The sequence below is a fragment of the Acholeplasma laidlawii genome, from assembly GCF_015709225.1.
Lineage (GTDB): Bacteria > Bacillota_I > Bacilli_A > Acholeplasmatales > Acholeplasmataceae > Acholeplasma > Acholeplasma laidlawii_A.
In genome coordinates, this window is sequence record NZ_JADNRS010000024.1 from 15,591 (window position 1) to 34,196 (window position 18,606).

Sequence of the window (18,606 nt, forward strand, 5' to 3'; positions counted from 1 at the left end):
TTTAGCTTTGCTTTTCAGCAATTCTTAATTTAGCAGATCGACTTCTAGAATTATGTTCTAGTTCTATTTCTGAAGGTAGTATTGGCTTTCTTGTAATAGTTTTTAGTGGTGGTTTTGGGAATGTTCTAATATCTATGTTTTTAGGATAGTCCATTTGACTGTGAGTTTTATAAAATGATTTTACCATTTTATCTTCCAGTGATTGGAAGGTAATGATAGATAATCTTCCACCAATATTAAGCAGTTCTAAAGCACTTTTCAAGGCTTTTTCAAGCACTTCTAACTCCTTATTAACTTCGATTCTTAAAGCTTGGAAAACACGCTTTGCAGAGTGTCCTTTCATACCTTTATTAGCAATATCTGTTATCTCAACCAACTCTAAAGTTGTGTTCAGGGGTCTTCTATCTATAATCATACCTGCAATTTTCCAGGCATTTTCTTCATCACCATACGCTCTAAAGATATCTGCTAGTTTTTGTCTTTCATAAGTGTTTACGATTTCTTTGGCGGTAAGGGTTGCATCCTTATTCATACGCATGTCTAGATCATAATCTTTTAGGTATGAAAACCCTCTAGTTTCATCATCAATTTGAAATGATGATAAGCCAAGATCAAAAATGATACCATCTACTTGATGTACGCCCAGTTCATTTAACTTTTCTTTTATAAAAGAAAAATTAGATTGAATAAGTGTTTTATTGTTAAAGTCTTTTAATCTTTCGGTTGCTTTACCAATTGCATATGTATCTTGATCAAAAGCATATAAGTGCCCTTTATCAAGTTTTTTTAATATCTCTAGGGAGTGTCCACCACCGCCTAAAGTAGCATCTACATAAATGCCATTTGGTTTGATGTTTAGACCTTCTATAGATTCATTTAATAATACACTGATATGTTTCATATAACTTACCTCATCTTGTATATATTATATCAAAGAAAAAAGCACTTCTCGTGCTTTTTCTTAATAAAGGTTAATCTTCTTTCTTAACTTTTTTAGCTAATACTAATTGACCTTTATAATAGCCACTGTTTGGAGTGACTCTGTGTGGTAAGGTAAATTCTCCTGTTTGTGGATCAACTACGATTGTTGGAGTCTTTAACTTATAGTGTGAACGACGACGGCGTTTTCTTCCTTTACTTTGTCTTCTAAATGGAACTGCCATGTGTATTCACCTCCTAATCTTTATATTTTTCTTTTAAACTATTAAAAGCCGGGTGGGTTTTCTTGGGTTCTTCAAAGTCACTAGGGTTTGCAGATTCATGATACACATTTGGTTCTTTGTGTAAAAGTATTTCTGCAAAGATGACTTCATCCAAGTCTATGATGTCTATTGGTACATAATCATAGATTTCCAAATCATTTGAAAAGAGTATTTCTGTATCAAATGATAGAGGGTATGTTACAGGTTTTAGTGTGTATGTACATTTTTGTACCACTTCAAGTGTAACGGTTAAATTAAATGTAACTTCATCATACTTACGATAAATTGTGCCTTTTACGTTTACATTATTTAATGAAATGATATCAGTTGCATCATCGATAAGATAATTTAAGTCAAATAGACTATCAATTAAGGTTTTAGATTCAAGTAGTTTAGTTTCTATTTTCATACATATCACCTCAACCTGGTTAATTATATTAAATAACCCTTCATAAGTCAATTAGTTTTAGCCATTTTATCATAAAAATAGTAATTATGTTATAACCAATTGACCTATGAACTCTAATTTAGTTATTTGTCTCTATAAAAGCATTATCAAAGAGTGATAAGATATCTTCATTTCTAGCGTTTAAAATGATTTTATCTACTTCGATACTCATTAATATTTCTTTAATGGATGCATAACTCCAAACTTGATTTAAAAATGGTTTTTCAAGGGATTTTAAGTCTTCTTTTACTTCAAAGAAATCTCCTATGATATCTACGTTTTGAATTATACCTGATTTGATATTAAAACGCATATCGATATGTCCCCAATCAAAGCGTTTAGATATCTTTTGAGTATACTCTGGTTGAGAACGATATAACCACTCCGGACTTGAATAAAACTCTGCATCTTTTTTGAGTTGCTCAATTTCTTCTTGATTAATTTCATAGACGGTAGTTGTCAATTCCTTTTCAAGATAATCAACTAATTCATCATGAGCCATACCATTTAAATAAGGTTTTAGATTGTTTACACGACTTCTTACGCTTGCAATACCTTTAGAAATAAGTTTCTCATCTGGCGGATTTAGTGAACGTACCATCGTTTCAATATCTAAATCATACATCATAGTTCCATGCATTAACATACCATATTTGTTTTGTAAGAATGCATTACCTGATACCTTCTTACCATCTAATAAGATATCATTTCTACCACTAAACTCTAGGTTAACCCCTAGTTTTTTAAATGCATCTGTGATTTTTACTAAGTAATTTTTAAACGAGAAATTTTGTCCTCTTCTTTTAGTGATGATTGTAAACATGGTGTTATTTTCATCTGCATATACAGAACCACCACCCGTTGGTCTTCTAAAGAATTTCACATTATGTTCTTTGACATATGGAATATTAATCTCATTTTCAATGACTTGGTTTTTACCTGAAACAATGCCTTTTATTCTCCAGGTGAAGAAATAGGTTTCATCGTCTTTAAGTAAATGTTCTAATACATATTTTTCTAATGCAAAATAAAAGTACGGTTCTAAATTACCTTCATTATGGTGTTTTATAAGTATCATTTTACCACTTCCTTCCTTTATCCATTATAAAACAAAAAGAGGAAAAATCCTCTTAATTTGTAAAGAATGATTTGAATTTATCCCAACCAGATTTCTTTCTTGGGGAATCCAGTTTACTTAACTGTTCAAATAATTTCTTTTCCTCACTAGATAAGTTTTTAGGTGTCTCAATATTAACGATCACGTGTTGATCACCTGTCTTACCAGTTCTTGGATCTTTTGTGCCCTTATTTTTTAGTTTAAGTTCAGTACCAGATTGAATACCTGCAGGTATGGTTAATTCTACTTCACCATAAATTGTCGGTATATCAATTTTATCTCCAAGTGCAGCTTGTGTAAATGTAATTGGTACATCTAAAATGATATCTGAACCACGTCGTTTAAATACTTTATGTGGTTTTACTCTAAATGTAATATATAGGTCACCTGATTCAGCACCTTTTCTACCACCATTACCATAACTTGGTACACGTAATGTCATTTCATTATCCACGCCAGCAGGCACTTTTACATCCACTGTTTTTTTAGTCTTAACACGTCCAGCACCGGAACAAACATGACATTTGTTATCAATTGTTTGACCTTCACCTTGACATTGTGGACATACTTGTTGACTTCTCATCGTTCCAAACATGGTGCGTTGGTCTACGTTAATAAATCCTTGGCCATGACACTTGCTACATGTATGAACATCTTTTGAACTTTCTGCACCAGAGCCATGACAGTGACCACAATCTTGAGTGATATCCACAGAAACATTTTTAGTTGTACCTAAAACAGCTTCCATAAAATCGATTGTCATACGCATATTTAAATCTTCACCGACATTCGATGTTTGACGTGTTCTACGTGTTTGTCCACCACCAAAGAATTGGCTAATAATGTCATCAAAGCCACCAAATCCACCAAATCCACCACCAGCACCACCAAATGGATCTTGTCCGGTACCAGCATGGCCAAATCTATCATATTGCGCCTTTTTATTTGAATCATTTAATACATCATAGGCTTCTTGAACTTCTTTAAATTTTGCCTCAGCATCTTTTTCTTTTGATACGTCAGGGTGATATTTTTTAGCTAAACTTCTGTAAGCTTTTTTAATTTCGTCTTGAGATGCACTTTTTGATATACCTAGCACATCATAATAATCTCTTTTTGCCATAATTATCGCTTCCTTATGTTAGTCAAATAGGAAAGTGTTTATACTTTCCTATTTGTCATAGTTTTTATTGTTTTTCAGTAAATTCAGCTTCTACAGCATCATCTTTATTATCATCTGCATCAGTTGCTCCATTTGCATCTGATTCATTTGATTTGTTAGCTTTTTCGTATGCTTTCATTGCAATAGATTGGCTAGCCTTAGCAAGTGCTTCATTTTTAGCTTTAATAGCTTCTACGTCATCACCTTTTAATGCTTCTTCTAAGTCTTTAATTGCGCTTTCTACGGTTTCTTTTTCTTCATCTGTAACTTCAGCACCTAAATCTTCGATTGCTTTTCTAGATTGGAAAATCATACTGTCAGCTTCGTTTTTAGCATCTGCAGATTCTTTACGTTTGTTATCTGCTTCTGCATTTTCTTCAGCTTGTTTGATCATTGCATCAATTTCTTCTTTAGATAATCCACCGTTACCAGAGATGGTAATCTTTTGTTCTTTATTTGTACCTAAGTCTTTCGCCTTAACAGAAACAATACCGTTTGCGTCAATGTCAAATGTCACTTCAATTTGTGGTACACCACGTCTTGCTGGTGGAATATCTGTTAATTGGAAGCGTCCAAGTGTTTTATTGTCAGCTGCCATTGGTCTTTCACCTTGTAATACGTGAATGTCTACTGCTGGTTGGTTATCTGCTGCAGTTGAGAATACTTGTGATTTAGATGTAGGAATTGTTGTATTTCTTTCGATTAATTTTGTAGCGACACCACCAAGTGTTTCGATACCTAATGATAATGGTGTAACGTCAAGTAATAATACGTCTTTAACATCCCCAGCTAAAACAGCACCTTGGATTGCAGCACCCATTGCTACAACTTCATCAGGGTTAACTGATCTATTAGGTTCTCTACCAAATTCTTTTGTTACAAGTTCTTGAACAGCTGGAATTCTTGTTGAACCACCAACTAATAAGATTTGATTAATATCAGAATTTGTTAATTTAGCATCTGATAAAGCACGTCTAACAGATACCATTGTACGGTCTACTAAATCTTTTGTTAACTCATTAAATTTAGCACGAGTTAAGTTATATTCAAAGTGTAATGGACCTGCTGCTCCCATTGTAATAAATGGTAGAGAAATAGAACTTGTCGTTACACCTGATAATTCTTTTTTAGCCTTTTCAGCTGCGTCGCGTAGACGTTGTAAAGCCATTTTATCTTTTAGTAAATCAATACCGTGTTCTTTTTTAAATTCAGCTGCTAAGAATTCATAAACTTTGTGGTCAAAGTCATCCCCACCAAGTTTATTATCACCTGATGTAGCAACAACTTCAAATGTGCCGTCAGCTAAGTGTAATATAGATACGTCAAATGTACCACCACCTAAGTCAAATACTAAGATAGTTTGTTCTTTGTCTGTTTTATCAATACCATAAGCTAGTGCTGATGCTGTCGGTTCGTTAATAATACGTCTAACATTTAATCCTGCGATTGTACCAGCGTCTTTTGTAGCTTGACGTTGAGCATCATTAAAATATGCAGGTACAGTAATAACTGCTTCAGTAACAGTTGCACCAAGGTAATCTTCTGCAGTTTTCTTTAAGTTTTGTAAGATATAAGCAGAAATTTGTTGCGGTGTAAATTCTTTACCAGCTGCTTTTACTTTATAGTTCATATCACCCATGTGACGTTTGATACTATAAATTGTATCTGGGTTTGTAATAAGTTGGCGCTTTGCAACTTCACCCACTAATATTTCGTCACCTTTAAAAGCAACGATACTTGGTGTTGTACGTCCACCTTCAGCATTTGGGATAACTTTTGATTCGTTACCTTCCATCACTGATACAACTGAGTTTGTAGTTCCTAAGTCAATTCCTATAATTTTATTTGTCTTCGCCATTGTCTTCACTCCATTCATTTATTTTTACCATGGCTGGTCTTAATATTCTATCTTTAAATAAATATCCATTTTGTAATACTTCTAATACTGTTCCATTTGGTTTGTCTTTATTGCTTTCTTTTTCTATTGCATGATGCACTTTTGCATCAAAGAATTCACCTAAAGCTTTAATTTCAACAACGCCTTCATTTTCAAGTACTGATTTAAATTGATCTCTAATCATTTTAAATCCTATTAAGAAATTATTTAATAACTCATTATCTGAAGGGAAATCTACGATTTTAGAAAATTGTTCATAAGGTACTAATAATTCTGTAGCAAAATTGCTTGCCGCATACTTACGATCTAATACCTTTTCTGCTTGAATACGTTTTTTAAAGTTTTCAGTTTCCGCTAAGGTTCTTAAGTATTTATCATTTAGTTCTTTTACTTCAGCCTCTAAGGATTCAATTCTTTGTTGTTGTTTTGTTTTCTTTTCTTTCTTTGATTCCTTTGAATCTACATCTACATGTTCCGTCTCATCAACGATAACTGTATCTTTTTCTTTATCTGCCATCTTCTACGTCTCCTTATTATTGTCTTTATATAGTTTTGCTAGATTTGCTGCTATGTACTCTAACAAGGGGATTACCTTTTGATAAGACATTCTTGAAGGTCCTACAAGTGCAATCGTTCCTTTTTGTTCTGAATCTATTTGATAAGGTATAGAAATGATTGTCATTTGATTCAGTGGTTTGATTTCCATATCCGATCCAAATCTTACTGAAATACCTTCATCAGTTCCAATCAACTTCACAATTTCACGGCGATCCATCATATCTATAAAACGTTTCATGTGAGAAACATCATTAAATTCTGGTTGTTCAAAAGCATTCGTCATACCACTTAGATAGAATGAATCTGATGCGAATTTAGAAAATGCTTCGATAAATGAATCAATAATTTGACTTTGATAGCTCATAAATTGATTCAGTTCAGAAATCGCATATTCTTCTTTGAGTACTTTAAGTGCATCTTCTAGTGTTCTATTTTTAAGTAAGTCATCAAGCGTATGTATAACTTCCTTAATATCATCCATTCTCATATCATCTGATATATGAATTTGTTGGTGTTGTACATGACCTGTATCGGTTACAATAAGCATGACTGCATCTTTTAAACCAAGTGGTACCATTTCAATACGCTTAATATGGGATTGTAAGATATCTGGTCCTACCGCAACAGCTGTATAGTTAGTAAGATCAGTAAGTATTTTTAAAGCTTCTTTAATCGTGTGTTCACGACCAAGTGCTTTTTTGCTAAAGACTTCATCAATTAAAGGAAATACTTCCGTTACATCATTATCTCTAGTCACTAAATGTTCAATATAGTAACGATAACCACGTTCAGAAGGTACTCTACCAGATGAAGTATGCATCTTTTCAAGGAAACCTAATTCTTCTAAAACTGCCATATCATATCTTAATGTAGCTGATGAGTAATTTAAGTAAGGAAGCGCCATTAAGGCTTTAGATCCTACTGGTTCACCCTTTTCAGAATACATATCAATGATTGCTTTTAAGATGAGTTTTTGTCTTGACGATATCATGCTTACCACCCTTTTAGCACTCACATTATCATAGTGCCAACATCATTGTATAATAAAAAAATAGCACTGTCAAGATTTATGTGCTAATTTTACATTTTTTACTATTTTTACATTTTTAGCATTATTTGTATGTATATACATAATTAATACCTTTATGATATAATCTTATTCGAGGTAAATGAATATGCAAATTTTATGGATTATAATAGCTATAATATCTTCTTACTTAATTGGTGCAATCCCGTTTGGATATATTATACCTAAGTTATTTAAAGGCATCGACATTAGGGAACATGGAAGTAAAAACGTAGGATCCACAAACGTATTACGTGTGTTGGGCGCTAAGTATGGCATACCTACATTTTTATTAGATTGTTTCAAAGGGGCACTACCAATCATTATCATTAGATATATGTTAGGTATGTCAGAATTATTCTTGATTTCAGATACTTACGATATCTCTATTGTATTTGGAGCAGCCGCTGCAATCGGACACATTAAATCCATTTACATCGGATTTAAAGGTGGTAAAGCTGTAGCAACTGGCGTAGGTGCTGTCATCGCAATTAACCCAATTATTGGGTTAAGCGGTATTGGACTATTCTTTATAGTCGCATTTTCAACAAAATATGTTTCAATTGGTTCAGTTGTTGCATCATTTTCTGTAGCAGTGATGATGTGGATTGGAGTTCTAATTAAAGAAATATGGATTCCAGTACCAAATCTAACGATATCTTATGAATCACAAATCATTAATTTAGTAGCAATATCACTTATCGTACTTCTTATTATCTATATGCATAAGAAAAACTTTATTAGATTAATGAATGGTACAGAAAATAAAATCGGTCAAAAAAAGAAGTAAAACATCAATAAGTAATGCACCTTTAAGAGTTCCTAGTATGGAACTCTTTTTTTATAGTAAATTTCTTAATGTTATTTTATTGATAATAGTGTATGTCATACAGTGTAATTAAAAATGAAGGGAGCATACTATGGAAAACATTACAAATAATTTAATTATGGAATTAAAACGAGGTACCCAAATTATATTTGTTTTAAACTCATTAAAAGAAAGTCAGTATGGATATTCTTTACTTGCGCAATTAGAAACTCAAAATGTATCTATTGAAGCTGGAACACTTTATCCCTTGCTCCGTAGATTAGAGGAACAAGGCTTACTTGATTCCACTTGGGATACAACCGAATCTAGACCAAGAAAGTACTATAAGATCAATCAAACGGGTATTAAAGTGTTAGAAAGCTTAAAAGAAGCTTGGTTACAAATTGAAAAACAAATGAGTAGTTTATTTAAGGAGGATAAATAGATGGATAAAATGATTGAAAAATATATATATTCTGTCACACGCCGTTGTCCAGAAGCAAAACGTGATGATATAAAAAAAGAACTTGAGGCTAACATTATGGATATGCTGCAAAGTTACCCAAATTATACTAATGACGATATTGAAGAGGTACTACATAAGATAGGTCATCCAATGGATGTTGCATATCAATATCATTCAAGTGCTAATTATGTTGTTGACCCTAGATTTTATGAGGATTATAAACTGAGTTTAAAACTAGCACTTATATTTTCTACTATACTTGCAGTTATCACTGCAATTATAGCTTCTTTAACAGAACTGGATGTAAATCAACCTGGGGCGATTGTTGGCATGTTAATAGGGCATATTACTGGTAATGTATTATCTTTTGGATTTAGTGTCTTTTCTATCATCACCATAGCTTTTTGGTCCTATAAAATACCAAGTATTAAGGAAAAGATAGATAAAAGATTAAATGACTGGAAGGTTAAAGACTTAGCTGATGTACCTAGATTTGAACCAGATGATCAATTAAAATCCAGGGTAAAGATTTTAATCGAATTGATATTTGTTACAATATTTTTAATCACCTTTGGTACTTTATTTATTGTATATTATGAGACCATCTTTGTTTTACATATTAACGGTGAAACTTCTCAATTCTTTAATAGTGATTTTAAAGGCATAATGACCTTCTTCATTATATCCTCTACTATCCTTACAATACTTTCTTATCTATATAGATTTTATGAAGGTAAAGAATCCTTTTACACCTTATTATTTAGTACAATCTCAGAGTTTTATGGTTCCTTATTCTTAGTTGCTATATTACTTCTACCAAATCTCATACTTCCTCAAAATTTTGTGATGTTTGCAAACTACTTTGAAACAAGTCTACATACTATTACAAACATCGCCAATATCATTTTGTTCGTTATCATTAGCATCATCTTACTAACAAGTTTTATCTCATACTTTAGACGTTGGATTAAATACTTTAAAACACGCAATGTAAAACGATAATTTACCATAAAAGACATATATAAAATGTCTTTTTTGTTTATGATTTTTATCTGTTTACCACTTATGCTATAATGACATTTGCGAGTGTGAAGATATATGAAAAAGTTTATGTTGTTCTATCTAATTATATATTTTGTACAAGGTATTGTAACCAACCTACACCACCCACTAATGCCTTACTATGTCAAAGATATAGAGGTACCGAACTTTATGTTTGGTTTTTTCTTTTCATTTATGAATTTAGGGATGATGTTTGGTGGACCATTCTGGGGTAATTTAGCAGATCATAATAAGAAAAAGATAAGTTTGATAGTCGGTATTCTTATCTACGGTGTGATGCAAATCTTATTTGGCTTAGGTCATGTATTTGATATGTGGACCTTAAGTGCATTTAGATTGATTAGTGGGTTTGGTATGGCTGCAGCATTAACCATTCTAACAGGAGAAATGATTATTACCTCAGATAAAGATAAACGCGCTAAAAACATTGCTTTTGGTGCTGCTGCAGTTGGTCTAGGTGGTGCAATTGGTCAATTTCTAGGTGGATTTATTCATACAAACTCCTTCTTTATAAAGGTATTAAGAACAGACATATTCTTCAATGCCTTTCTCTTACAAGGTATTAGTGTAGGATTCTTTGCATTATTAATTGCTATATGGTTTAAACCTAGAAAGACAGTTGTTGATCCAAATAAAAAGCGCGTTCAGTTTTGGGAAGGATTTAAGGAAGTTCGACATATCAAGCCTGAACTCTTATATTTCTTGATTGCTCTAACACTTATAACGATTGCTTCTACTAATGTAGAAAAATACTTAGATGTTTATTTTAATGATTTAGGCTTCCTAGCCAACGAACTTGGTAATTTCAAAATGATAGTAGGTGTAGTTTCCTTATTATCAGGCATCATTTTAGTACCGCTATTTATGAGGATAAAACATAGATTAAAACTAATTAGTGTATTTCAAATCATAAGTGCAGTTCTTATCTTTACAGTATTTAGATCAAGTAGTAGTACATTCCTTATACTTTTATATACAATGTACATGGCTTATATAGCAATCAAGGCTAGCTTTACACCACTAGAACAAGACCACATCTCTAAATTTTCAGGTAATCATAATGTTGCTACCACATTAGGTATTAGACAATCATTTTACTCAATCGGCACCATCATTGGACCAATCTTCGGTGCGTTCTTGTATGATTACAGTCCCAGGTTACTATTTGATACATCCGTAGTATTCTTCCTCATTTCTTTAGTACTTATTTTCATAAGTAATCATTATAGAAAAAGAGATTTTATACAAAATACAGTAAACTCAAATATATAAAAGGTTCCGCATAACTTGCGGAACCTTTTTCATGAACAGTGTAATTAAATTTGATTATTAAGCCAAGAAACTATTTCATCTACCACTTTTTCTGTGACTGTATCATAATTTAAATTATGATACCCACCTTCAATGATAACTAACTTTTTATCATTATACTTAATACTTTCAAAGAAGTGTTTTGACATCTGCGAACTTACTAATTTATCTTCTGAACCGTGTAAGATCAGGACTGGCTTTTTGTAATCAAGAATACATTTTTCGATATGCTTAGTACCTACTTTAAGTATTTGTATAATTAATCTAAAAGTAAAATGTTTTAAAGCATAAGGATCAACATTATCAGATGGAGGAAAATGAGATAATCTTGTATCTGCAAAGTTTGTCTTTAATTTGTATGATCCAAATAAGAAACTAGGAAGTAAACTCTTAAGATCTAATCTTTGTGCACTTGTTGGACTAGACATAATAATAGTTCCATCAAAGTTATCATAAAGTGTTGCATATACTTTTGTGATAATGCCTCCCATGGAGTGTCCTAATAAGAATATAGGTCCATCATATACTTTTTTAGTTTGTTCTACGAGTTCATATAAATCGGAAGTAAATTGGTAGATACTTTTAATATCACCTCTTTTACCTTGAGATTTGCCATGACCTCTAACATCATATAAAACTACAGAAAAACCAGCCTCATTGAGTAATTCTGCCATTTTTCTGTAGTATATAGAGTGTAAGGCAATGCCATGTGTAATAATGACAGTCCCTTTCGAATTATTAACATTATGATTTTCTGAATAGATTAATACTTGGTTAATTAACATATAGATCACCTTATTTAAAGTATGGAATAATTTCTTTTTTCATATACCCAATAAAGTGCAAACTACCAGTTATAAAAATAACGTCATTTTCTTTTTTGTTTTTAATTAAATTATTTAAAGCTGTTTTAGGATTCAATTCAAAGTTAAAGGGAAGAAAATCTAGGTTTTTATAACGAGCATCCGGAAAAGCAGTCAAAGTGATGGATGATGCATATTTTTTGAGTTCATTTAGCATCACTTCAGGCTCTTTATCAGATAGTGCACTGAATAGTACATGTATATTATACACTTTAAAAATAGATTTAAGTGAAAATATGACTTCTTTCATTGCATGAATATTATGCGCACCATCTAAAATCACTCCAGGTAACACTGTTTCTAAGCGACCCGGGTGTTCAGTTTTACTTAAACCTTCATTAATTATTTGATCAGGTATATTTGGAAATGAATATTTGATAACTTCTATAACTAGCGCTGCATTCGTATTTTGGAAATCACCTAACAGCGACAGTTCGTAGACTTGATGATTGTACTCTATTTTGTGGGGAAGCTCAGATATAGTGCTTACATCACGTTTTTCAATAATTTTAAGTGTTGCATTCACTTTAGAAACATAATCTTTTACTAAATCATGTAATCTACTGTCAATGCTCGTAATCAAGTGACCCTTTTCTTTTAAAATTCCAAGTTTATTTAAAGCAATGGATTCTAATGTATTGCCTAATTGGCGCATATGATCCATACCAACATTGGTAATGACCGAAACATCATAATTTAAAATATTGGTTGCATCTAAGAGTCCACCAATACCAACTTCCATAACGATGACATCTACTTTGTTATCTACAAAGTAAATGAGTGACATCAGTGTCATAAGTTCAAAAAATGACAGTGTTAAACCACTATGCTCAAAATAGGTTTTGTTTAGATCAAAAACTTTATTAATCGAATCTAACAAGTCACTATCTGATATATCTTTGCCATTGAGTTTAATACGTTCATTAAAGCGTATCAAATAAGGAGATATAAATGTACCAACACGCATACCAGATTCAACAAGTACTTGAGTAGTCATCATACATACTGACCCCTTACCATTTGTACCAGTTATATGAATCTTTTTCATATGGCTTAAATCGAGTTGAAGGAAGCTTAAGGCATCCTTCATATGATCTAGGCTTGTTTTAGGTCTAAACTTTATTTGTGTTTCTATCCAATTTACTGCTTCATCAAGTTGATTAAACATATTTCTTTAGCATTTCAACGACATCATCGTATTGCTTCTTGTAGTCGTCATACTTTCTTTGTTCAATGTCAATTTTAGTTTGTGGTGCTTTTGAGGTAAAGTTTACGTTAGAAAGTAATCCCTTAGATCTTTCAAGTTCTTTCTCTAAAGTATCTTTTTGTTTTAATAGTGATGCTTTTTCTTGTTCTAAATCAATCATATCAGATTTTTCAATATAGATATTGATATGTGTACCAGCAATGAAAATCATGTCGCTCGAATCTACATTGATTTCATAAGCTATTGCTTTTGTATTTAAGAATTTAGTTAAGTAATTTTCATATAATTTAACTTCATTTATCATATCCACAGATTTGATCTCTAGTGTAACATCAATCGGTTTTGATGGTGCAACTTGATATTCATTTCTAAGATTTCTTACCTTTACAATCACGTCTTGAATCTCTTTAACTAAATCAATTTGGTTAAATTCATAGTTTACAACCGGCCACTTAGCAATCATTACAGAGCTTTCACCAAAAATATCCATGTATAACTTATCTGTAACAAATGGTAAGAATGGGTGTAATAATTTTAAAATATCTTTAAGTACATAAATTAGTACTGCTTGAGTATTTTGTTCTAGTTTTGGATCTTGTAGTGATACTTTAGAAATTTCTAAATACCAATTTGCGAATTCTTCCCAAATAAAGTTTGTAAGTACTTTGGAAGCTTCATTAAATTCAAAGCGTTCATAATATTTATCAGCTTCAGTAATCGTTTCACTTAGTCTTGTAAGAATCCATTTATCAAATAAATTTAATTTATTTTCATCGATCACTAAAGATTTATCTTTAATATTTAATGATACGAATCTAGTAATGTTCCATAATTTATTAATGAAGTTCCAACTTGACTCAATTTTTGTAATATCATATCTTGTATCTTGTCCTGGCGCAGCATTAGATACAATGAAAAATCTAAGTGCATCCACACCATACTTATCAATTACATCCATTGGATCCACACCATTATTTAATGATTTAGACATTTTTCTACCTTGCTCATCTCTGATGAGTCCATGTAGTAATACAGTCTTAAATGGGTCTTTTTTAGTAAATTCAAGACCTTGGAACATCATTCTGGCAACCCAAAAGAAAATAATATCATAACCTGTCACTAAAACATCAGTTGGGTAATATCTTTTAAAGTTTGGGTCCTCTTCATTTGGCCAACCAAGTGTTGAAAATGGCCATAATGCACTTGAAAACCAAGTATCAAGTACGTCTTCATCCTGTATCCAATCAGCACCCGGTGATTCTACTTGAACTTTAACTTCATCCCCCTTAAACCATGCAGGTATTCTATGTCCCCACCACAATTGACGAGATATTGTCCAGTCTTGAATATTGTTTAACCAGTTTTCGAATGTATTTTTAAAACGTTCAGGTACAAAGTTTACTTGATTCATTTTTAAAGTCTGTTCCGTTAAACCTTTCATATCTACAAACCATTGTAGAGATAATCTTGGTTCAACCATAACACCTGTGCGCTCTGAGTAACCCACTTGGTGAGTATAGGGTTCCACTTTAGGACATAGGTTTAGTGCTTGTAAATCTTTAACAACGTTTTTACGGCACTCAAATCTATCTTGACCTACATATTTTAGTGCAAGTTCACTCATAGTACCATCTTCATTCATACATAGAGGCATTTCTAGGTTATGTCTTTTAGCAACTTCATAGTCATTTGGGTCGTGTGCTGGAGTAACCTTAACAACACCTGTACCAAATGCTTTGTCTACATAATCATCTGCAATAACCGGAATTTTAGTATTTGTTCCCGGAATATATACAAGTTCACCAATATATTTTTTGTAACGTTCATCATCAGGATGAACCATTAATGCTTGGTCAGCAAACATCGTTTCAGGACGTGTAGTTGCAATCGTTAAACCACCATCCATATGTACAAATGGGTAAGTGAAGTGATATAAGTTTCCTTGTGTTTCTTCATACTCAACTTCAATATTAGATAAAGCAGTTTTAGCTTGGCAATCCCAGTTAATAATTCTATAACCACGATAGATCCAGCCCTTATTATATAAAGTGATAAACACCTTGTTAACGGCCTCATTTAATTTTTCATCTAGTGTAAATCTTTCCTTGGTGTAATCTAAAGATAACCCAAGAGCTTTCCACTGAGTTCTAATATGAAGAGAATATTCTTCTTTCCACTCCCAAGCTTTTTCAAGATATTTTTCTCTACCAAGATCATATCTGGAAATACCTTGACTCTTTAATCTATCATCAATGCGTGCTTGAGTTGCAATACCTGCATGGTCCATACCAGGTAAGTATAATGCATCAAAGCCTTGCATACGTTTACGTCTAATAATAATGTCTTGAATTGCTGTATCCCAAGCGTGTCCCAAATGAAGTTTTCCAGTGACATTTGGTGGTGGAATTACTACTGTAAATGGCGTTTTATTTAAATCTTTACCAGATTCGAAAAAACCTTCTTTTAACCAAAAGTCATATCTTCCTTCTTCAACTGATTTAAAATCATATTTCGTTTGTAGTTCTATTTTCATGTTCGAAAAACTCCTTTTTTGAAATTTCGTAGTATAAAACATAGTTAATATTAGGATTTTCTATATATCGCTTATGTTTTTTGTATACAAATTTAAATCCAGATTTTAATATAACTTTCTTACTTGCTATATTAAAATCAGCGTGTGCTACCTTTAAATAATCAAACTTTAATTCTCTAAAGACATAATTCATAACCACCGAAACAGCCTCTGTAACAATACCTTGATTCCAATAGGTATCATCTAATACAAATCCAATTTCAGCTCCTTTACCAAAAAATCGATCATTTGATAGATTATTTAAGCTAACCGTACCGATCATGAGATCATCTTCTCGTAGTGTAATCGCCCAAAGATTAGCTTCTTTGATGTGTAAATTTAGTATAGAACGTGTCTCATCAAGATTTCTATGTGGAAACCATCCTGCATTCGGTCCAATACTATCTTTAGAAGCAAAGTAAAAAAATGAGACTAAATCCTTTTCATCAGGACTTCTTAAAACAACTCTTTTTCCTTCAAGTATTGGCAGCATATAGCCTCCTAAATAAAAATCCCTAGACTGATAAACAGTCTAAGGACGAAAAATCGCGGTACCACCTTAGTTCACAAAATAAATTGTGCACCTTCATTAAACTTTTATAACGTAAAGTTAATCCGAATTAAGCTACTAAATTTATTTCACCTAATCCGCTCAGTGATGACTTTCATTTATGGGTTATAAGAGTTTCACCTATTCTCTTAATCTCTTTTATGACTTTTTTATAAATTACTCTTTCACTTCATAGCGTTTCTAATATTATATACTAATTAATTTTGATATGCAATTGTAAATCTAGAATTTATATATTTTGGATGTTCACATTCTAATACAATCGCGTGTGCTAAATCTCTTACAGATATTCTAGAACGTTCTAAGCTATCATAGATTAGATGATCTTTACCATAAACATATTGTTTAGTTAAGGGACCATCAAAGACTTCAGCTGCAGGAGACACGAAGGTAACCTTTAAAGATGTATCACCCTTATAAGTTTCATATACCTTATCTGTACCTTCTAATGCTTTAATCCATGGTTTTGGAAAAACTAAACTGTCTTTGACTAACTCACCATCATATTGGATTAAAGTGGTTGCACCAATTACAGATATCACATGTTTATTTAACTTTTTAGCCATGTTAAATATTACTTTATAACCGTCTAAAAAGCGTTCTGCTTGAGCTACATGATAATATCCTGGATTATACGCTGATACTATCACATCACAATCTTTGACTGCTGCTTCAAAATCAGCTTCATCAAAAATTGTTAACTTTCTAAGTGTAAGATTATTTTGAGCAGGAATACTATTTCTTCTAAAAATACCTACAACTTCATGACCTTTACTTAGTGCTTCATTTACTATACTTTCCCCGATAAACCCTGATGCACCAATAACTGCTATCTTCATATGTTTACCTACCTTTTTATATACAATATACCAATTGTTCCTTCGCCACAGTGACTGGAAATCACACAGCCAGCATGTCCTTCTAAAATATGTTTCACTTTAACTTCTTTTTCTAATCTATTTTTAATATATTCAAATGAATCTGGAGCTAATGAGTGTGTGATGAATACATAGTTATCATCAATTTCTCCATTTAAGTTCACAAGATCATCAATCATCACATCAAGTGCTTTTGACATCTTACCAACTGATTTTTTATAGACATCCAATTTACCATCATTAACTTGAATGATTGGTTTAATACGCAATACTGAACCAACAAATGCACTTAAACCACTTGCACGTCCACCTTTATGAAGATAGTCTAATGTCTTAATTGCAAATTGACTACTTACCTTAGGTACTAATTTTAATATTTCTTCATTGATTTCTTCAGCACTTAACCCTTGATCTTTTAAGTCGGATGCTTTTAGGACTAGTAACCCAATGCCACTAGATAGGTTTGCTGAATCAATGACGTAAACATCTTTTGTCTCTAGTAAATCAACAGCTAGTAAAGCTGATTTATAGGTTGCTGATATCTTAGAACCAATCGAGATATGAACAATCTTATAACCCTCATCTAAATATTTTTTGAAAAATATTTCAAAGTCTCCGGGACTTGCCGCTTGTGTCTTAGGTAAAAAACCATAAGCTTCAACTTTTTTATAGAGTTCAAGGGTTGTAATATCTATACTATCTTTATAGGATTCATCATTAAAACGTACATATAATGGCACCATTTTAATGTTTCTAGTTTCTAGTATTTCTGGACTTAAGTCCGCAGTTGAATCTGTAGTAATTAAGACTTTATTCATTACCAAACTCCTCATTAATTAATTTATCAATTCCAAACTTTGTTTCACTTGATGTGAAGTATATTTTTTGTCCTTCAAAAAACTTAGTTCTAATGACTTTTTCTTGTTTAAGTCGATGTGATGATTTGACCTTATCATACTTTGTTGTAACGATAATAATGTCTACATCAAACGCCTGTAATTCAATATACATATCTAAATCATCTTGAGTTGGTCCGATATTAAAGTCCACCAATAAAATAATCTTTTTTAGGTGTCCATTTAACTGAATATATTCATTAATCATTCTCATAAAAGATGAAGTTTGAGTTTTTGAACGTTTCGCATAGCCGTAACCAGGTGCATCTACTAAATACAAACTTTGATTCAGTAAATACAAATTTAACGTAATAGTTTTACCAGGTGTTTGAGACACTCTTGCTAAACTTTTACGATTTGTGATGGCATTTATTAAAGAAGATTTGCCCACATTTGATCGACCAAGTATTAAAAAATGGTCAAAATCATCTTTAGGCAAGTCCGTAATCGAAACGGCCGATGTAATAAATTCTGCTTGTTTAATCATAATTTTACCTCTTATCTTATTGTATCATAAATTTA

General features: G+C 32.0%; 19 protein-coding genes and 1 other annotated feature. Of the genes, 4 read left to right on the forward strand and 15 right to left on the reverse strand.

Annotation, left to right across the window (positions count from 1 at the left end; all coding sequences use genetic code 11):
• Position 1 precedes the first annotated feature (1 nt).
• The 8 genes from rsmH to hrcA all read right to left on the reverse strand — a co-directional run bounded on the left by rsmH (position 2) and on the right by hrcA (position 7,375).
• Positions 2–901, reverse strand: a complete 900-nt coding sequence (rsmH, locus tag IY230_RS01915; protein ID WP_196369655.1) for a 16S rRNA (cytosine(1402)-N(4))-methyltransferase RsmH — start codon at positions 899–901, stop codon at positions 2–4.
• A 70-nt stretch (positions 902–971) separates the two neighbouring features.
• The gene (rpmF, locus tag IY230_RS01920; protein ID WP_012242503.1) at positions 972–1,163 is read right to left on the reverse strand and encodes a 50S ribosomal protein L32; all 192 of its coding nucleotides are present in this window, start codon (positions 1,161–1,163) and stop codon (positions 972–974) included.
• 13 nt (positions 1,164–1,176) lie between these two features.
• Positions 1,177–1,611 carry a YceD family protein gene (locus IY230_RS01925; RefSeq protein ID WP_196369656.1) on the reverse strand — a complete coding sequence of 145 codons (435 nt, stop codon included), beginning with the start codon at positions 1,609–1,611 and terminating at the stop codon, positions 1,177–1,179.
• 118 nt (positions 1,612–1,729) lie between these two features.
• Positions 1,730–2,728, reverse strand: coding sequence for a lipoate--protein ligase (locus IY230_RS01930; RefSeq protein WP_196369657.1), 999 nt, complete (start codon positions 2,726–2,728; stop codon positions 1,730–1,732).
• A gap of 52 nt (positions 2,729–2,780) precedes the next feature.
• On the reverse strand, positions 2,781–3,890 hold the full coding sequence (dnaJ, locus tag IY230_RS01935) for a molecular chaperone DnaJ (protein WP_196369658.1): 1,110 nt from the start codon (positions 3,888–3,890) through the stop codon (positions 2,781–2,783).
• A gap of 64 nt (positions 3,891–3,954) precedes the next feature.
• Entirely contained in the window at positions 3,955–5,787 is a 1,833-nt protein-coding gene (dnaK, locus tag IY230_RS01940; RefSeq protein WP_196369659.1) for a molecular chaperone DnaK, read from the reverse strand.
• Positions 5,771–6,343 carry a nucleotide exchange factor GrpE gene (grpE, locus tag IY230_RS01945; protein WP_196369660.1) on the reverse strand — a complete coding sequence of 191 codons (573 nt, stop codon included), beginning with the start codon at positions 6,341–6,343 and terminating at the stop codon, positions 5,771–5,773. The genes dnaK and grpE overlap by 17 nt, the downstream gene beginning before the upstream one ends.
• Before the next feature lie 3 nt (positions 6,344–6,346).
• Positions 6,347–7,375 carry a heat-inducible transcriptional repressor HrcA gene (gene hrcA / locus IY230_RS01950; protein WP_196369661.1) on the reverse strand — a complete coding sequence of 343 codons (1,029 nt, stop codon included), beginning with the start codon at positions 7,373–7,375 and terminating at the stop codon, positions 6,347–6,349.
• A 184-nt stretch (positions 7,376–7,559) separates the two neighbouring features.
• Here hrcA and plsY point away from each other — a divergent pair, with 184 nt between their 5' ends.
• From plsY to IY230_RS01970, 4 genes are all read left to right on the forward strand, one after another.
• Entirely contained in the window at positions 7,560–8,240 is a 681-nt protein-coding gene (plsY, locus tag IY230_RS01955; protein WP_196369662.1) for a glycerol-3-phosphate 1-O-acyltransferase PlsY, read from the forward strand.
• A 130-nt stretch (positions 8,241–8,370) separates the two neighbouring features.
• Positions 8,371–8,703, forward strand: a complete 333-nt coding sequence (locus tag IY230_RS01960; RefSeq protein ID WP_196369663.1) for a PadR family transcriptional regulator — start codon at positions 8,371–8,373, stop codon at positions 8,701–8,703.
• On the forward strand, positions 8,704–9,726 hold the full coding sequence (locus tag IY230_RS01965; RefSeq protein WP_196369664.1) for a hypothetical protein: 1,023 nt from the start codon (positions 8,704–8,706) through the stop codon (positions 9,724–9,726).
• 96 nt (positions 9,727–9,822) lie between these two features.
• Positions 9,823–11,058 carry an MFS transporter gene (locus tag IY230_RS01970; protein WP_196369665.1) on the forward strand — a complete coding sequence of 412 codons (1,236 nt, stop codon included), beginning with the start codon at positions 9,823–9,825 and terminating at the stop codon, positions 11,056–11,058.
• A 44-nt stretch (positions 11,059–11,102) separates the two neighbouring features.
• Here the strand turns inward: IY230_RS01970 and IY230_RS01975 are convergent, their stop codons facing one another.
• The 7 genes from IY230_RS01975 to yihA all read right to left on the reverse strand — a co-directional run bounded on the left by IY230_RS01975 (position 11,103) and on the right by yihA (position 18,571).
• Positions 11,103–11,882: an alpha/beta fold hydrolase gene (locus IY230_RS01975; RefSeq protein ID WP_196369666.1), complete on the reverse strand. Its 780-nt coding sequence runs from the start codon at positions 11,880–11,882 to the stop codon at positions 11,103–11,105.
• Positions 11,883–11,892: 10 nt separating this feature from the next.
• Positions 11,893–13,128, reverse strand: coding sequence for a bifunctional folylpolyglutamate synthase/dihydrofolate synthase (locus IY230_RS01980; RefSeq protein ID WP_196369667.1), 1,236 nt, complete (start codon positions 13,126–13,128; stop codon positions 11,893–11,895).
• Positions 13,121–15,700 (reverse strand): valine--tRNA ligase, encoded by a 2,580-nt coding sequence (locus tag IY230_RS01985; protein ID WP_230852574.1) that lies wholly within the window; start codon positions 15,698–15,700, stop codon positions 13,121–13,123. The genes IY230_RS01980 and IY230_RS01985 overlap by 8 nt, the downstream gene beginning before the upstream one ends.
• Positions 15,672–16,232, reverse strand: a complete 561-nt coding sequence (locus tag IY230_RS01990; protein ID WP_196369669.1) for a GNAT family N-acetyltransferase — start codon at positions 16,230–16,232, stop codon at positions 15,672–15,674. The genes IY230_RS01985 and IY230_RS01990 overlap by 29 nt, the downstream gene beginning before the upstream one ends.
• Before the next feature lie 38 nt (positions 16,233–16,270).
• Positions 16,271–16,492, reverse strand: a binding site (T-box leader).
• A 15-nt stretch (positions 16,493–16,507) separates the two neighbouring features.
• Entirely contained in the window at positions 16,508–17,149 is a 642-nt protein-coding gene (locus IY230_RS01995; protein ID WP_196369670.1) for an NAD(P)-dependent oxidoreductase, read from the reverse strand.
• A gap of 8 nt (positions 17,150–17,157) precedes the next feature.
• Positions 17,158–18,006, reverse strand: coding sequence for a DegV family protein (locus tag IY230_RS02000; protein ID WP_196369671.1), 849 nt, complete (start codon positions 18,004–18,006; stop codon positions 17,158–17,160).
• Positions 17,999–18,571: a ribosome biogenesis GTP-binding protein YihA/YsxC gene (gene yihA / locus IY230_RS02005; protein ID WP_230852575.1), complete on the reverse strand. Its 573-nt coding sequence runs from the start codon at positions 18,569–18,571 to the stop codon at positions 17,999–18,001. The genes IY230_RS02000 and yihA overlap by 8 nt, the downstream gene beginning before the upstream one ends.
• Positions 18,572–18,606 lie beyond the last annotated feature (35 nt).

What these genes read in the sequence shown, in the direction of transcription:
- rsmH (WP_196369655.1), bottom strand. Translation starts at nt 901, where the DNA reads ATGAAACATATCAGTGTATTATTAAATGAATCTATAGAAGGTCTAAAC.
- rpmF (WP_012242503.1), bottom strand. Translation starts at nt 1,163, where the DNA reads ATGGCAGTTCCATTTAGAAGACAAAGTAAAGGAAGAAAACGCCGTCGT.
- IY230_RS01925 (WP_196369656.1), bottom strand. Translation starts at nt 1,611, where the DNA reads ATGAAAATAGAAACTAAACTACTTGAATCTAAAACCTTAATTGATAGT.
- IY230_RS01930 (WP_196369657.1), bottom strand. Translation starts at nt 2,728, where the DNA reads ATGATACTTATAAAACACCATAATGAAGGTAATTTAGAACCGTACTTT.
- dnaJ (WP_196369658.1), bottom strand. Translation starts at nt 3,890, where the DNA reads ATGGCAAAAAGAGATTATTATGATGTGCTAGGTATATCAAAAAGTGCA.
- dnaK (WP_196369659.1), bottom strand. Translation starts at nt 5,787, where the DNA reads ATGGCGAAGACAAATAAAATTATAGGAATTGACTTAGGAACTACAAAC.
- grpE (WP_196369660.1), bottom strand. Translation starts at nt 6,343, where the DNA reads ATGGCAGATAAAGAAAAAGATACAGTTATCGTTGATGAGACGGAACAT.
- hrcA (WP_196369661.1), bottom strand. Translation starts at nt 7,375, where the DNA reads ATGATATCGTCAAGACAAAAACTCATCTTAAAAGCAATCATTGATATG.
- plsY (WP_196369662.1), top strand. Translation starts at nt 7,560, where the DNA reads ATGCAAATTTTATGGATTATAATAGCTATAATATCTTCTTACTTAATT.
- IY230_RS01960 (WP_196369663.1), top strand. Translation starts at nt 8,371, where the DNA reads ATGGAAAACATTACAAATAATTTAATTATGGAATTAAAACGAGGTACC.
- IY230_RS01965 (WP_196369664.1), top strand. Translation starts at nt 8,704, where the DNA reads ATGGATAAAATGATTGAAAAATATATATATTCTGTCACACGCCGTTGT.
- IY230_RS01970 (WP_196369665.1), top strand. Translation starts at nt 9,823, where the DNA reads ATGAAAAAGTTTATGTTGTTCTATCTAATTATATATTTTGTACAAGGT.
- IY230_RS01975 (WP_196369666.1), bottom strand. Translation starts at nt 11,882, where the DNA reads ATGTTAATTAACCAAGTATTAATCTATTCAGAAAATCATAATGTTAAT.
- IY230_RS01980 (WP_196369667.1), bottom strand. Translation starts at nt 13,128, where the DNA reads ATGTTTAATCAACTTGATGAAGCAGTAAATTGGATAGAAACACAAATA.
- IY230_RS01985 (WP_230852574.1), bottom strand. Translation starts at nt 15,700, where the DNA reads ATGAAAATAGAACTACAAACGAAATATGATTTTAAATCAGTTGAAGAA.
- IY230_RS01990 (WP_196369669.1), bottom strand. Translation starts at nt 16,232, where the DNA reads ATGCTGCCAATACTTGAAGGAAAAAGAGTTGTTTTAAGAAGTCCTGAT.
- IY230_RS01995 (WP_196369670.1), bottom strand. Translation starts at nt 17,149, where the DNA reads ATGAAGATAGCAGTTATTGGTGCATCAGGGTTTATCGGGGAAAGTATA.
- IY230_RS02000 (WP_196369671.1), bottom strand. Translation starts at nt 18,006, where the DNA reads ATGAATAAAGTCTTAATTACTACAGATTCAACTGCGGACTTAAGTCCA.
- yihA (WP_230852575.1), bottom strand. Translation starts at nt 18,571, where the DNA reads ATGATTAAACAAGCAGAATTTATTACATCGGCCGTTTCGATTACGGAC.